The organism is Treponema ruminis, assembly GCF_014201975.1.
Taxonomy (GTDB): domain Bacteria; phylum Spirochaetota; class Spirochaetia; order Treponematales; family Treponemataceae; genus Treponema_D; species Treponema_D ruminis.
Genome location: NZ_JACHFQ010000001.1, coordinates 210,328 through 225,092 on the forward strand (window position 1 = coordinate 210,328; position 14,765 = coordinate 225,092).

The 14,765-nt window shown below is 48.2% G+C and carries 10 protein-coding genes; 7 read left to right on the forward strand and 3 right to left on the reverse strand.

The window, feature by feature from the left end; translation table 11 throughout:
- Positions 1 to 28 precede the first annotated feature (28 nt).
- From HNP76_RS00800 to hisF, 4 genes are all read left to right on the forward strand, one after another.
- On the forward strand, positions 29 to 1,276 hold the full coding sequence (locus HNP76_RS00800) for an OmpA family protein (RefSeq protein ID WP_184656481.1): 1,248 nt from the start codon (positions 29 to 31) through the stop codon (positions 1,274 to 1,276).
- A 91-nt stretch (positions 1,277 to 1,367) separates the two neighbouring features.
- Positions 1,368 to 3,041 carry a RecQ family ATP-dependent DNA helicase gene (locus HNP76_RS00805; protein WP_184656483.1) on the forward strand — a complete coding sequence of 558 codons (1,674 nt, stop codon included), beginning with the start codon at positions 1,368 to 1,370 and terminating at the stop codon, positions 3,039 to 3,041.
- 249 nt (positions 3,042 to 3,290) lie between these two features.
- Positions 3,291 to 3,923, forward strand: a complete 633-nt coding sequence (gene hisH, locus HNP76_RS00810) for an imidazole glycerol phosphate synthase subunit HisH (RefSeq protein WP_184656485.1) — start codon at positions 3,291 to 3,293, stop codon at positions 3,921 to 3,923.
- Between the two features lie 76 nt (positions 3,924 to 3,999).
- Positions 4,000 to 4,764 (forward strand): imidazole glycerol phosphate synthase subunit HisF, encoded by a 765-nt coding sequence (gene hisF, locus HNP76_RS00815; RefSeq protein WP_184656487.1) that lies wholly within the window; start codon positions 4,000 to 4,002, stop codon positions 4,762 to 4,764.
- On the opposite strand, the gene HNP76_RS00820 is transcribed toward hisF, so the two are convergent.
- The 3 genes from HNP76_RS00820 to HNP76_RS00830 all read right to left on the reverse strand — a co-directional run bounded on the left by HNP76_RS00820 (position 4,721) and on the right by HNP76_RS00830 (position 11,866).
- Positions 4,721 to 5,110: a VanZ family protein gene (locus tag HNP76_RS00820; protein WP_184656489.1), complete on the reverse strand. Its 390-nt coding sequence runs from the start codon at positions 5,108 to 5,110 to the stop codon at positions 4,721 to 4,723. The genes hisF and HNP76_RS00820 overlap by 44 nt on opposite strands.
- Positions 5,111 to 5,122: 12 nt before the next feature.
- On the reverse strand, positions 5,123 to 9,640 hold the full coding sequence (locus HNP76_RS00825; protein ID WP_311732993.1) for an acyl-CoA dehydratase activase: 4,518 nt from the start codon (positions 9,638 to 9,640) through the stop codon (positions 5,123 to 5,125).
- 63 nt (positions 9,641 to 9,703) lie between these two features.
- Positions 9,704 to 11,866 (reverse strand): DEAD/DEAH box helicase, encoded by a 2,163-nt coding sequence (locus HNP76_RS00830; protein ID WP_184656492.1) that lies wholly within the window; start codon positions 11,864 to 11,866, stop codon positions 9,704 to 9,706.
- Positions 11,867 to 12,137: 271 nt separating this feature from the next.
- Between HNP76_RS00830 and HNP76_RS00835 the strand changes: the two genes are divergently transcribed.
- Genes HNP76_RS00835 through HNP76_RS00845 form a run of 3 tightly spaced genes read left to right on the forward strand, consistent with a single transcriptional unit; the run spans position 12,138 to position 14,765 of the window.
- A complete protein-coding gene (locus HNP76_RS00835) occupies positions 12,138 to 13,298 on the forward strand; it encodes a GDSL-type esterase/lipase family protein (protein ID WP_184656494.1) in 1,161 nt (386 codons plus the stop codon).
- A 26-nt stretch (positions 13,299 to 13,324) separates the two neighbouring features.
- Positions 13,325 to 14,002 carry a CarD family transcriptional regulator gene (locus tag HNP76_RS00840; protein ID WP_184656496.1) on the forward strand — a complete coding sequence of 226 codons (678 nt, stop codon included), beginning with the start codon at positions 13,325 to 13,327 and terminating at the stop codon, positions 14,000 to 14,002.
- Complete coding sequence (locus HNP76_RS00845; protein ID WP_184656498.1) at positions 13,920 to 14,765, forward strand: IspD/TarI family cytidylyltransferase; 846 nt, start codon at positions 13,920 to 13,922, stop codon at positions 14,763 to 14,765. The genes HNP76_RS00840 and HNP76_RS00845 overlap by 83 nt, the downstream gene beginning before the upstream one ends.

Below are 14,765 nucleotides of genomic sequence, written 5' to 3' on the forward strand. Positions count from 1 at the left end.
CCTAGCCCTTTGCTGAAAGGAGATTTCTATGAGAAGATTATTTATAATTCTTTCCTTTTTAGCAGCTTTTTCAAGCTTTGCACAATCACAGTCCGGCGAAAGATTTCTCCGCTTCAAATTCAAGGAAGGCGACAATTACCGCGTTCTTTCCACCGTCAACGAATCTGTAAAAGTCAACGGCAAGCTAAATCACACAGCCGAAATCGTAAACCGCGTTTCTGCCAGAATCAGCTCGATTGACAAGGACGGCCGGGGCCTGAACGAAGCGACTTTCGTGACCCTCGAAAATTCAAAATCAGCTGACACAAACGGAGCCCTCACTTACGGCGAGGAATACGAAAGCAAATACTGGCGGGACGAGCGGGGAATTTATGAAATCGGCAAGGAATATTTCATGCCTGTCGTGCGCGATGTTCCGATTCTGCCGGAAAAAGCCGTAAAACCCGGCGACACCTGGACTGCAAACGGTCACGAAGCCCACGATTTGCGGCGAAGTTTTGCCAACAACGAGCCCTTCAAAGTTCCTTTCACAGCTTCATACACATATCTGCGTGACGAGGAAGGAGTTTCTTCTGACTCAAAGCATGAAAAAAAGACATTTCAGGTTCTTGGCGTAAAATATTCCCTCTTCTTTGAAAGTCCGATTCCAGAAAACGCCGAAAGCATGATTGACGACTTCCCGGTCACGACCATGGGCTTTTCAAATCAGACAATCTGGTGGGACAACGAAAAGGGCCAGATTGACCATTATTCAGAAGATTTCCGCATCGTCATGGAAACCTATCTCGGAAATCAGTTTGACTTTACCGGCAAGGCTCACGCTGAGGTAACAGATTTTCAGCGCACGGCCACGGACGAAAATCTTGCCCAGGTTCTTGAAAAGGTAAAGGACCTGGATTTGCAGGACGTAAGCGTTACAAAGAGCGAAAAAGGCCTCACAATTTCGCTTGAAAACATCCAGTTCAAGCCCAACTCAGCCTTTCTCCTTGATTCCGAAAAAGCCAAAATCGACAAGATTGCAAAAATCATCGAAAATTATCCCAACGACCTGCTGATTTCAGGCCACACAGCCCTTTCAGGAAGTGCCGAAAGCTGCCAGATTCTCAGTGAGGAGCGGGCGGATTCAGTCGCCCAGTACATGATTAAAATCGGTCTGAGGGACAAGTATCACATCTTCACCCAGGGATTCGGAGCACGGGTGCCAATCGCTTCAAACGCCACCGAAGCCGGCAAGGCCAAAAACCGCCGGGTAGAAATCACGATTCTGGACAAGTAAATTCCAAAAAAAATCAAAATTTTTCACTTTTTTTCCCTTTGCATTGCCGAAAACGCAAAAATTTTTCCTATATATGTGTAGGAGTAAAGTTATGGCAGAAAACGAGAAAGTTTCCTTTGATGGGATAGGAGTGGCTGAAGGCTGTGCAGACGAGCTTTTTGATGCGGACAAGGCAGTTCAGGCGGCCCGCGCTGGCTTTCATGTCAGCTATCTTTTTCCCTGGCAGAGGATTGTAATCGCAAACATTATGGACGGCGAGGCGGCTTTGCAGGCTGATTCAGATTTTTCTGAAAACCACGACGACGATGATTTATACCGGGGCCGGCAGATTGTCCTTCTTCCGACCGGGGCTGGAAAGTCCATGTGCTTTCTGGTGCCTGCCCTGCTTCTTGAAGGGGCGACTCTCGTAATTTATCCGCTTTTAGCCCTGATGAGCGACCAGAAACGCCGCATGGAGCAGGCCGGAATCCGCTGCGTTGTCTTTAAGGGCGGCCAGACTGCCGAAGAGCGCGAGGAAAATTTTTCAGCCCTCGAAGACAAGGAAAATCCTGCCCGAGTAATCATCGCAAATCCGGAAGTCCTCTGCGGCGAAAATCTTTTGGAACGGCTTTCAAAAGTCAAAATCTCTCACATTTCGATTGATGAAGCCCACTGTGTCTCTGAATGGGGCGACTCCTTCCGCCCTTCCTACCTTGAACTTGGCCGTGTAATAAAAACTCTGGGCGTAAAGCTGATAACGGCATTCACCGCCACCGCAAGCAAGCCTGTCCTTGACCGGATCGGCGAAATTCTTTTTGACGGAAATTATCATCTTGTGCGGGGAGCCAGCGACCGTGCCAACATCCACTACGCCGTCCGCTATGCCTACGCCAAGAAAAAGGCGGCCCTTGAGCTTGCCCTCACGATGAAAAAGCCCCTTATAATTTTCTGCGGAAGCCGCCGCCGCACTGAGGAAATGGCCCATGTCTGCTCGTCATATTTCGGTCGGGAAAAAACCCGCTTCTATCATGCAGGCCTTACCCGAGAAGAAAAAAGAGCCGTTGAAGAATGGTTTTTCAATTCAACCGATGGAATTTTGACGGCGACCTGTGCTTACGGAATGGGCGTCGATAAGTCCGATATTGCAAGCGTAATCCACCTGGACGCGCCCGAGCATCTTGAAAACTTCGTGCAGGAGGCCGGCCGCGCGGGTCGTAACGGAGCGAACGTAAATTCCGTGCTGATCTGGAATCACGCGGACTTTGTGCGCTGGCGACAGGCAGAGGAAGGGAGCCGGGAACGAGCTCTGGGAGACTTTGCCCTGAGCAAAACTTGCCGCCGGCAGATGATTCTGGACTATCTGGGAGGCGAAGAAACCGTCTGCTCAGGCTGTGACATCTGTGACGTGAATGCGAAAAATCAAAAAATCAGCTACAAAGCCCCGGATGCGGAACTTGCCTTTAATTTTATCCGCAAAAACCGCAGGCTTTACACCAGGCAGGAAGCCACTGGCGAACTTACGGAACTTTTCAACAAAAGGAATCTGGGGATTTTTGGAATCAATGTGTGGGATGCAAAGGACACCGCAGAAATCCTCTCGCAACTTTTTTCAGAAAAGAAGCTGAGAATCTGCGGTACCTTTTGGAAGGACAGGCTGGATATTATAAAGAAGAAAAAAGGCAAAAATCTGCTTGCCCTTATTCCTCGTCGCCACCTGCATCGTCTCCACCACCTTCGTCGGAATTTTCTGCAGGTGCAGGAGCGGGCGCGGCAATTACTTTCTTAGCTTTAGTGACCTTTGGCTTTTTTCGGTAACGCACAATGTACGCGCACAAATCCATAAAGACAAACACAATCACAGCCGTAATAATCACGCGCTTGTCTGAGAGAACCGCCTTAATCACAGGAAGAAAATCATGTGTATTCATCATATAAAAAGATTATCGGCAGAAACGAGAGCAAACGCAACCTTAAAAAGGTTTCTTTTTCTCTCGCGCTCTTTTTATTTTCCAAATTTTGTGCTACATTTTCTCGCATGGTAGGAATCGTTGATTACAACGCTGGTAATATCAAGAGCGTTGAGCGGGCGCTGGGCTTTTTGAAGGCTGATTATGTGCTTTCAAAAAATCCGGCAGATTTAGAAAAGTGTGACAGGCTGATTTTCCCTGGTGTTGGTGAAGCAAAATACGCCATGGAGCAGCTCAAACTCACAGGTTTTGACACTTTCTTGCGCGATTGGGCACAGGCAGGCAAACCTCTGGTTGGAATTTGCCTTGGCAGCCAGATTATCTTCGAGCATTCAGAAGAGGGCGACGTTGACTGTCTTGGCTTACTCAAGGGCACAATCCGCCACTTTGAAAGCGTGTGGAAAGATTCAGAAATTGCTTCAAACCTCAAAGTTCCTCACATGGGCTGGAACAACCTCGAATATGTAAACGGCTCTACTCCCCTTTTCGATGGCGTTGACCCGAAATCCGACTTCTACTTCGTACATTCATACCTGATTCAGCCAAGTGATTCATCAATCGTAAAGGCCTACGCCGACTACGGATGCAAGGTTCCGGCCTGCGTTTCAAGCGGCAGCATCACGGCATTCCAGTTCCACCCGGAAAAGAGCGGAAGAGCCGGACTTAGGATTTTGGAGAACTATATTAAATCCACAGATTAACACAGATGAGACACAGATTTTGTATTTCATCTGTGTTAATCTGTGCGAATCTGTGGATAAAAAATGAGAGAAAATTATGCTTAAAAAACGAATAATCGTCTGCCTCGACGTTAAGGACGGACGAACTACAAAAGGCGTTAAATTTCAGAACAACATCGACATCGGCGACCCGGTTGAGATGGCTAAAAAATATTACGAGCAGGGCGTTGATGAGCTTGTTTTCTATGACATCATGGCAAGTGCCCGCGGAAGAGGCCCAATCCTCGACCTGATTTCACGCGTTGCAGAGCAGGTTTTCATTCCTTTCTGCGTAGGCGGCGGAATCGGCACAATCGAAGACATCCGCTCGACAATTCTTGCTGGTGCAGAAAAAATCAGCCTCAACTCTCAGGCTGTCAAAAATCCTGATTTGATTCGCGATGGAGCCCGCATTTTCGGAAATCAGTGCATCGTCCTCGGAATGGATGCGGCAAAAGATGCCGAAATGCCTTCAGGCTACCGCGTTTACATCAACGGCGGCCGGGTCAAAACAGATTTGGATGCTCTTGAATGGGCAAAAAAAGCTGTTTCCCTCGGTGCAGGCGAAATCGTCCTGAATTCAATCGATGCGGACGGCGTTCGTCAGGGCTATGAGCTTACAGTCACAAAAATGATTGCAGAAAACGTCAGCGTTCCGGTGATTGCTTCTGGTGGCGGCGGAACTCCCCAGCACCTTGCTGACGTACTCACAGAGGGAAAGGCAGATGCAGCCCTCATCGCCAGCATGGTTCACTCAATGGGCTACACCGTAGACGGAATCAAACGCGATTTGGACAAAATCGGCGTTCCAGTAAGGCTTTAACATTCGTTAAGAGCAGTACAAAAATCACGGCACCCAAAAATGCGCCTGTCGTGTCGGCAATCCAGTCAAAAACGGAAGCGTCACGGCCGGGCGTAAAACTCTGGTGAATTTCATCGGTCACAGCCCACAAACTGATAATCAGCGTGGGCAGCCAGGTCATCTTGTAAGACTTGATGTTGCAGGCAAAGGCAACCCAAAAAGAAAATCCCGCAAAACAAAAGAAATGCACTGCCTTGTCAGCATTCCAGAAAGTCGGCATCTGCTTGATGTGTTCCTGACTCGAAAGGTAAATATTACAACAGGCAACAAAAAGAGCCGGAAGCCATTTCAAAACTTTTTTTATCATAAAATTTCCTTTTTATAAATTTCTCGATTTTTCGTTCATAATCAGCATCTGCAGACGGTTTTCTACGTTGGCAAAACTCGTGTCCGGGTCAAGGTCGAGAGGCAAAATCTGAACGGCCGGGAATTCTTCCTTCACCTTTTTCATGATTCCGCGGCCACAAATGTGGTTCGGAAGGCATCCAAAAGGCTGCAAAATCACGAAAGACTGAACGCCACGAAGAGCGTATTCCTTTATCTCACCAGGAATTAACCAGCCTTCACCAGAAAGGAAGGTTCGGTTCATAATCTCGTCGGTTTCGGCTGCAAGAAGAGGGAGCGGAGTTGCCTTTACAAAGAGAGGATGTTTGCCCGCTTCCTTTTCGCAGACGGCGTTTGCATGGGCAAAGAGTTTTTCTGCCACACGGTCGAAAATTGCGTTCACAGGCTTGAATTTGACATTCAAATCTTTTGCCTCAACAACGCGGGCATAAAAATCCTTGCGGAATACGTTTGCCATTCGAGGCAGGATTACTTCCATTCCATTCTCTTCAAGATATCGCTCGACATGGAAATTTGAGCCCGGATGGAATGTAACGAGATATTCGCCGGTCACGAAAACCCGCGGTCGCGGATTTGAGCGGTCATATTTAATCTGACAGAATTTCTTGATTCCACGCTTAAATGCTTTGAGTGCCACATGGATTCCCTTGTCAATTCCAGCCGCAATTTCATCAATCACTTGGTCAAAAACCCGATTTGTCTCGCCCTTGTTAAGCTCATAAGGCCTTATCTGACGGCGCAATTCTTCCAGCATGTCCATCATCGTGACGACATAAAGGGAGCGGATATTGAAAAGGGCACCCAGCCTGAATCCAGGATGCATGTTCTTTGAGTCAACTGGGTCAGTCGAAACGATTGGAACCTGATTAAAGCCTGCCGCATCAAGCGCACGACGGAGCAGAGCCGAATAATGAGAAAGGCGGCAGTCGCCCTGATATTTTGCCATGCCGATTGCAACACGGTCGAGAGGATATTTTCCACTTTGAAGGGCAGAAATTGCCTCGCCGATTACCATCTGGGCCGGGAAGCAGGTGTCGTTGTGGACGTATTTTTTGCCCACCTGAATCTGGCTGTTTTCACCCAGTGAAAGAGGAAGTGCCCTGAGTCCCTGCTTGCGGAGTACGCCTGAAAGAAGCTTACAGAAAGCGACCGAGACGTTTGGAATCAGAACGGTGCGCATTTCCAAATCTTCCTTGCTGAATTTTGAAGTGTATGCGTCGCCCAAATCCTTAAACGGCAGGATTCCCTTTTTTGCCCGCCTTTCTGTAATCGTCTCAATGAAAGATTTTACGCGGATATTCAGTGAATTTGCCGCCCCGCCCTCGTCAAGCTTGAGAATCAGCGGAGATTTCTGAGAGGTTTCGGTCATGATTCGGGTAATTTCATCAGAAAGAATCGCGTCATGACCGCAGCCGAAGCTTACAATCTGAACATATTCGAGAACCGGTGACTTTGCCGCAAGAAGAGCGCCCGAAAGCATTCGCGTATGGAAGTTGTTCGTAACTTCAGCACGTGTGTAGCGCAGGTTTACGTCGTTGAGCTCCGGCAGGGAATCAACCGTAAGGACAGGAATATACTGCTTTGTAAAGACTCGCGAAAGGTCGTGGCTTACGAGGGCATCCGTGTGATAAGGACGTCCGGCCAGAACTACGGCAAAACTTCCTTCTTCTGTCACCTTGTCGATGATTTTCTGACCTTCCTCACGCATTTTTGCCCGGAATGAATTAAGGGCATTTTCTCCCTGCTCAAAAGCGGCCTCGATTTCATTTTTTGCAAGTCCGTATGCTGAGCTAAAGTAATTGAGGATCTGATTTTTGCGGTCGTTTTCCGAATACCAGTGGAACATTGGGTTGTCAAAAGGCACGTTCCACCTTCGCGCAGGATTTTCGGAGTGGGAAATAATCAGCGGATAGCCCTTTACGACGGCACAGACATAATTTGAAGCCTTAGCCTTGTCGGTAGCAGGCATTTCCATGACCATTGGCATAAAGATTCGACAATTGTCTTCGATTTTTTCGAACTGTTTAACCAAATCCTGGATGTGACCGTGAGCCAGTTTGGCCGGGAAGCATACTGTGTCGCTTGGAACGAAAGGGATGCCGTTTTCAAACATTTCCCGGTTGCTTTTGTGGGAAAGAATTACGTCGTAACCCAGCGAACGGAAGAAAGTTGACCAGAAAGGCATTGAATCCCAGAATTCCAGGGTTCGAGGCAGACCGATCGTGATATTTTTCTTTTCTGAGACCTGCTTGAAATCCCATTTTTTGAAAAGAAGCTGCTCGCGGATAAGAAAAAGGTCCGGGACATAGCGGGTCTTTGACTCAGGAATCAGGCCAGGCTTTGTTTTTTCCGGCTCGCCAAGTCCAGAAACCTGCTCTTCGTCTCCGTCAGAAAGGCGGATATTTTTATCTTCGTCGCTCAATTCTTCCGGCAGGACAACTTCGCCCCGCGCACAGCGGTTACCGGTGATGTAGGTCGTGCCGTTTGAGAACTGAATCAGGCTTCGTGAGCAGTGGTTCGCGCACTTTGAGCAGATTACGTTTTCGCGCTGTGTATATGAAAGCGATTCGAGCGCGTCAAATCCGATGAAGTTTGAAGCTGGAATGGGGGAAGTCTCCCCCTCGCTCCAAACGCCAGCGCCGTTTTCCGCTACCCCCTCTGCGGGGACACCCCGCAACACCCCGGCATTTTCTCTCTTCTCTTTCGTCAAAAGTGCTGCACCGATACAGCCCATTTCGCCCGGGTATGGAGCGCGCTGAACGTCCACGCCGAGATACTGCTCCAGAGAACGGAGAACGGCGTCGTTTTTAAAGGTGCCGCCCTGAACTACGATTTTATTTCCGAGTATGCTTGTATTTGAAATGCGGACGACCTTTGTAAAGACGTTTTCGATAATAGAACGGCAAAGGCCAGCCATGATGTCGTCAGGTCCGCAGCCGTTTTTCTGCTCAGTAATGATTGTGCTGTTCATGAAGACCGTACATCGGCTTCCGAGGTCAGCAGGCTTTTTTGAACGGAAAGCCGCGTCCGCAATTTTGTCTGTAGGAATCTTTAATGAAGAAGCGAAATTTTCAAGGAATGAGCCGCAACCCGAAGAACATGCTTCGTTGAGCGTAATGTTCGTGATGATTCCGTCGGCAACCCAGATTCCCTTCATGTCCTGGCCACCGATGTCCAAAATAAAGCTTACGTCAGGAACAAAGCGGCGGGCTGCGGTTGCGTGTGCGACTGTCTCAACTGTGTGATAGTCTGCTCCGTAAGCCTTTGCAATCAAAAGCTCACCGTAGCCTGTCGTGCCCAGTCCGAGAACGTTGAGTTTTACGCCCATCGCCTCGTATTTGGCATGAAGTTCCATGAGTCCACGGCGAACGACATTGATCGGGTCGCCCCGGTTATTCGCATAGTAACGGTCGAAGACTTTTTCGTCCTCGGTCATCAAGACCATTTTGCTGGTCGTACTTCCGGCATCAATTCCGATGTAAACGTTGAGAGTGTCACCCGCTTTCAAGTCAATTTTTGCAAGTTCCGGGGATTTATGAGCCAGTCTCCAGGCCCTGCATTCTTCTTCAGATTCAAAGTAAGGCTTTTTGATTTTTGATCCGACATGCTCAACGCGAACAACTCCGCCATCGAGGGCGTGGATTGCATCATCAATTAAAATTCCGTCTTCACCCTCTTCGCAGGGGAAAAGTTCGTCCAAAGCGATTGCAGCTCCCCGCGCAACGATTGTCTCCGGGTGCTCCGGGCGGATAATTTCTTCTGGCTTAAGGTTTAATTTTTCTGCGAAAGCCTTTACGAGAGTGTGGTCATAAGTAAGGGGGCCGCCCTCAAAAATAATCGGCGGTTTAAGCTCAAGGCCCTGTGCAAGGCCACCGACAGTCTGCTTTACAATTGCATGAAAAGCCGAAAGGGCAATGTCTTCGCGGGCAACGCCCTGATTCAGCATGGACTGAATGTCAGTTTTGGCAAAAACACCGCAGCGACCGGAAATCGAATGAACTTCCTTTCCTGCTGCCGCAAGTCCTTCAAACTGCTCGGTCGGAACTTTGAGCAGCGAGGCGATTTCGTCGATAAAAGCTCCTGTTCCGCCCGCACAGCTTCCGTTCATTCTCATGTCAGAAGTTACAAGGCGACCGTCATCATTATAGAAGAAAATGATTTTGGCATCCTGACCGCCAAGCTCGATTGCCGTGCGGCTCTGAGGATAAAGCGCGCGGACAGCAGAAGAATTTGCAACGACTTCCTGAACGAAATGGGCGCCAATCTTATCCGAAATCGGTTTTCCGCCTGAACCGCAGATTGCGATTCTAAAGCGGGCGCCGGGAAATTTGTCGGCAACGTCACACAAAAGACGCTGACAGGTATTCCACTGCTCCGCATGATGACGCTCGTAGTGATTATAGACAATTTCGTTTTTTTCAGTATCAAGAATTAAGATTTTAACAGTCGTGGAACCAACATCGATTCCCATTCGCAAAAGTTTTTCTGCCACAATAGTCCTCAGAGTCATTATAAAACAAAAAATGGGGGAAAGTCTCCCCCATTTTTTCACTTCCTAGAATTCCTCTTTCCGAGATGATTTTTTGTAGGAAGAAGCTCCTGTCCGCTCAGTCTGAGCATGGGTCTTTCTTCCAAAACCGCGGTCACGGTCTCTTCCACCGAATCCACGGTCGCGGTCTCTGCCGAATCCTCGGTCTCTGTCACGGCCAAATCCGCCACGGTCACGACGTCCGCCAAATCCACGGTCGCGTCCACCGAAATCATCGAAATCACGGTCTCTTCCGCCACGCCCGCCGCTCTTTGAATCAACGTGAACATGAGGAATCTGTCCGATTTTTGAAAGCTCAAGAACTTTGTCCGCGCTTTCGATTGGCAGGCTTACCAGAGAGAAGTTTGTTGAAACGTCGATGCGGTCAACAAGTTTTCCCGGAATATGAAGCAAATCACTGAAATAGTCTGCGATTCCGCGGGCATTGTATCCGTCGCGGCGGCCAAGCTGGATGAAAAGTCGCTTCTGGTCGCTTCGCTCTTCGCCCTCGAATCGGTCACGACGGCCGCCCATTCCACGCTCGCCTCTTCTTCCGCCACGGTCACCAAATCTGTCGCCTTTTGGTCGGATTGGTGTGATGTCACCGTAGTGTGATTCGTCGAGTGATTTTCCGTAAGTTACGCTTAGCATTCCAGCGAGAACAGCCTCTGCATCCTGACCGGCGCAAAGTTCTGCCGCCATTTTTGTGTAGATTGCATCAACTGATTTGAGCTCTGGAACGAAATCATCCTGCTTTTCAAGGTCTTCGCCCTCAACCTGAGCCTTTCCGCCACCGATGTAGACAACTCCGTCCTTTACATCAGCAGGATCACGCATAAGTCCGAGCTGAACTTTGAGTGTGTCCAACATTCGCTCGCGTTTTACTTCGAGAACTTTCTTTACGCTTGGAACTTCTTCTTCGTTGAGCTCGCCCTTTGCAGCCTTGCGGACTGTGTTTTTGAGGAATTCAAGCTTTCTTCGCTCTTCTGGTCGAACGAAAGTGATTGCCGTTCCGCTTGTTCCCGCACGACCTGTTCGGCCGATTCGGTGAATATAAGTTGCTCCATCATATGGAAGGGAATAGTTTACTACATGAGAAAGGCCGTTGATGTCGATACCGCGGGCTGCAACGTCTGTCGCAACGAGAACGCGGGTTTTTCGGCTTCGGAAGCGGGCAAGAATCTTCTCTCGCTGTCCCTGTGGGATGTCTCCGTGCAAGGCCGCAACATCATAGCCCTTTTCGTCGAGCATTTTTGTAACGTTGTCCGCATCGTTCTTTGTCTGTGTGAAAACAAGACCGTAGAAATTCGGGCTCATGTCGATGATTCGGACCAGAGCTTCAATTTTGTCGCTTTCACGGATAAACCAGTATTTCTGCTCAATCAAAAGCGGCTCTTCGACAAAACCCTCTTCCTCACAGATTTCATAGTCGCCCATAAACTGCTCTGCAATGCGGAGGATTGGTTTTGGCATTGTCGCACTGAACAAAAGAATTCGTGCGTCAGGTTTTGCCTGCTCGAAAATGTGCTCGATGTCGTCGATGAAGCCCATGTCGAGCATTTCGTCGCCTTCGTCGAGGATAAAGTAGTCAATCTGGTCGAGCTTGAGAGTTCCGCGCTCCAGGTGATCCTGAATACGTCCAGGTGTTCCGACTACGATTTCACAGCCGCGCTTTAAGTCACGGATCTGGTCACGGTAGCTTGCACCGCCGTACAAAACTGTAGTTCGCGGGAATTTTCCGCTTGTGAATGTCTGAAGCTCGTTACAAGTCTGGATTGCAAGCTCGCGTGTCGGCTCCAAAATGACTGCGCGGACATGGTCGCTTTCTTCGTGAACGCGCTGAACGATTGGCAAGCCGAATGCGGCTGTTTTACCTGTACCAGTTCGGGCCTTAGCGATGATGTTTGAGTCTCCGTTCAAAAGGCGTGGGATTGCCAGTACCTGAATAGGACTTGGATGCTTAAAGCCTTTCTTTTCGATTGCGGCAAGAACTGTTTCATCCAGACCTAAGTCAGCGAATGAAATTTCGCCGTCGTCTTCTTCCTCTGGCTCGTCTGATTCGTCAGTAAAATCGCGGTCTAAATTATCGATGTAATTGTCGAGTGCCGATTTTGGCTCTTCCTCTGAAACTGCATTAGAGACAGCTTCTCCGTTCATGACAGCTGTGCCGTCAAGTTCTTCATTTTCCATTTGTGTTCCCCTGTGGCGTGTTCTTTGCCTTTGGGAATCGCAAAATCTGTACTGTTAGTGGATTTTTATTGTGCGAAAACAAAAGCGTAGACACGCATAGAAATTGGGAGCCCTCTGCTCCCCTAAGAATGGAATCTACTATATCGGAATTATTTTGAAAATGCAAGCATATTTTTGAATATTTCGCAAACTTTATCAAATAAACCTTTATTTCCCATAAAAAAATCTTTATAATAGTAAAACAAATCAAATTTTGTGAAGGGTGTAAATCATGACCGCTAATAATCCAAAATATTCAAAGTGGGTTGCCTGCTGGGGAAGCGCAACTTCAATCACCAGGCGAACGGAAATCACATATTCAAAAGACCTCACCTTGCGATACCCGGTAAAAATCTGCTTCAAGGGCTCAAAACTCCGATTCAGGTTTTCAAACCTCACTGGCACCGAGGATGTTACAGTCACAAAAGCCTTCTGTGCAAAAAGCGGGGCAAATGAATACAAGCCTCTTGCCATCACAAAAGACAGCTCAAAATCTTTCACAATCCCGGCCGGAAAGGAAATTGAAAGCGACGAACTTCCGATTGAAGTGGCAGCCGGAGACACTGTCGAAATCAGCATGTATTTTGCAGGCTTTACCCAGATGAACGCCGGAACAGCCCTTCTCACAAATCTTGAAAAAGGATATTTTGCCTACGGTGACTGGGCAGAGTCAAAAGAACTGCCGGACGACCTTTCAATGTCCACAAATATTTTTTACTTCCTCAACACAATCGATGTCTTTACTGAAGAAAAAAATCACGCCCTCATCTGCTACGGAGACTCAATCACCTGCCTGAGCTGGCCGAATTTCCTGAGCGAGCGGGCTTTCAAAAATGGAAACGGTAATGTCTCAATCATCCGCCGGGCCGTCTGCGGAACCAGAATCCTCCGCCAGTACGACTGCATCACCTATCAGGCTTACGGCTTAAAGGGCTCAAAGCGCTTCCCAATCGAAAGTAAGGTCGCCGGAGCCAGCGGAATCATCATCCACCACGGAATCAACGACATAATCCACCCGGTCGGAGTCGAAGTCAACAAATTCCGCCCCTGGAGCGACATGCCGACCGTTCAGGATTTAATCGACGGCGTAAAAAAAATCTACGTCGAGCCAGCAAGAAAAATGGGCCTAAAGGTCTGGAGTGCAACCCTGCTTCCGATTTTTGGCTGGCGAACCTACAACGAAGACCGTGAGAAAGTCCGAAAGGAATTCAATGAGTGGCTCAGGACTTCAAAAGACTTTGACGGCTGCATCGATTTTGACAAGGCCGTCCGCGATTCCAAAAAGTGCGAATCCTTTGCCGCTGACTGCGATTCAGGCGACCATCTTCATCCGAGCGAAAAAGCCTGCCAGCTCATGGCCGATGAAGTTCCTTCTTGTTTGATTGAATTTTAAGAGTATTGGTGGTATAATATATGAATATGAGTGAAGAAATCGTAGAATTCGCTGTAGATCAGCGTGTTGTTTACCCAAGCCAGGGTGTCGGTCAGATTAAAGAAATTTTCGAAAAGAAAGTCGGTGAAAATACCGTAAAATATTACAAAATTTATCTTGAAGTTTCCGACATGATCGTCATGATTCCGGTTGCAAATGCAGCAATGATTGGAATTCGTCCGATTGTTTGTGCAGCCGATGCAGAAAAGGCCCTCGAAATTCTTGGCGAAGCAATTGAACCTGTCACTTCTGACTGGAAGCTCCGTTACCAGATGAACCTTGATTTGCTCAAAAAAGGAAGCATTTTCGATATCGTAAGCATTGTCCGCTGTCTTTATCACCGCTCAAAGGTCAAGGAACTGCCAATTTTGGAGCGCAAGCTTTACGACAATGCCAAAAAGCTTCTTGAAGACGAAATCGCATTCGCCCTCGGCAAGCCATCCAAAGAAATTGAAGCCATGCTTCATGCCAAACTGGAGCCGCTGGGAGCACTTGTTGCCAAAAAATCACCAATTATCGACGATGACGAAGATGATGATGACGAGTTTGGCGATGAAATAAACGACTCAGAAGAATCAGAAAATGATGATTCTGATGATGATGACGATTCAGACGAGTCTGATTCTGGCGATGACATGGAAGACGAAGGTGACGATGACGAATAACGACGAACTTGCGCTGATTCTTGTTGCGGCAGGAAGTTCTGCCCGAATCGGTTTTGACAAAACTGGCTCAAAAATCAAAAAAGAATACCTCGCCATGAACGGCGGCACGGTACTTTCTTGTGCGGCAAAAGCTTTTCTGTCCACGCTCAACTTCAGCACAGTAGTTGTTACTTATCCAATCGCTTCCAACGACCAGGATCTAAAAGCCAGCGAGCAAAAGTCCAGAGAAGCTTTGTTCGCTGACGACTTCGTTAAAAATTACAAAGCAGATTTTATTTTTGTACCAGGTGGCAAAACCCGTCAGGAATCAGTTCATGACGCCCTTGAAGCCATCGAAGAAAAGCACCCGGACTGCTCTCTGGTCTTCATTCACGACGGAGCACGTCCTTTCCTAAAATCAGAAACTGTAGAACTTACATATCGCGCTGCCCTTGAATTCGGTGCTTCAGTTCCAGGCCTCCAGCCCACTGAAACACAAAAAAAGATTGACGAAAACGGCTTTATCACAAAGCATCTCGTCCGCTCAAGCCTCACAGCCGTTCAGACTCCACAGGTTTTCCAGTTCACACCAATTCTTGAAGCTCACCGAAAGGCAGCCGAAAGCACAAAAGTCTTCACGGACGACACTGAAATCTGGGACGAATTTGCCGCCAAACGCAAAAACGAAAACGGAGAGTCTCTTTCCCGCGTAAAAGTCGTTCTGGGCGACCCGGAAAACAAAAAAATCACCTACCCGGAAGATTTAAAATCACTCACAAACTAA

Excerpts from the sequence above, each read along its gene's own strand:
- HNP76_RS00800 (WP_184656481.1), top strand. The coding sequence starts at position 29 with ATGAGAAGATTATTTATAATTCTTTCCTTTTTAGCAGCTTTTTCAAGC.
- hisF (WP_184656487.1), top strand. The coding sequence starts at position 4,000 with ATGCTTAAAAAACGAATAATCGTCTGCCTCGACGTTAAGGACGGACGA.
- HNP76_RS00840 (WP_184656496.1), top strand. The coding sequence starts at position 13,325 with ATGAGTGAAGAAATCGTAGAATTCGCTGTAGATCAGCGTGTTGTTTAC.
- HNP76_RS00835 (WP_184656494.1), top strand. The coding sequence starts at position 12,138 with ATGACCGCTAATAATCCAAAATATTCAAAGTGGGTTGCCTGCTGGGGA.
- HNP76_RS00805 (WP_184656483.1), top strand. The coding sequence starts at position 1,368 with ATGGCAGAAAACGAGAAAGTTTCCTTTGATGGGATAGGAGTGGCTGAA.
- HNP76_RS00820 (WP_184656489.1), bottom strand. The coding sequence starts at position 5,110 with ATGATAAAAAAAGTTTTGAAATGGCTTCCGGCTCTTTTTGTTGCCTGT.
- hisH (WP_184656485.1), top strand. The coding sequence starts at position 3,291 with ATGGTAGGAATCGTTGATTACAACGCTGGTAATATCAAGAGCGTTGAG.
- HNP76_RS00845 (WP_184656498.1), top strand. The coding sequence starts at position 13,920 with ATGATGATTCTGATGATGATGACGATTCAGACGAGTCTGATTCTGGCG.
- HNP76_RS00830 (WP_184656492.1), bottom strand. The coding sequence starts at position 11,866 with ATGGAAAATGAAGAACTTGACGGCACAGCTGTCATGAACGGAGAAGCT.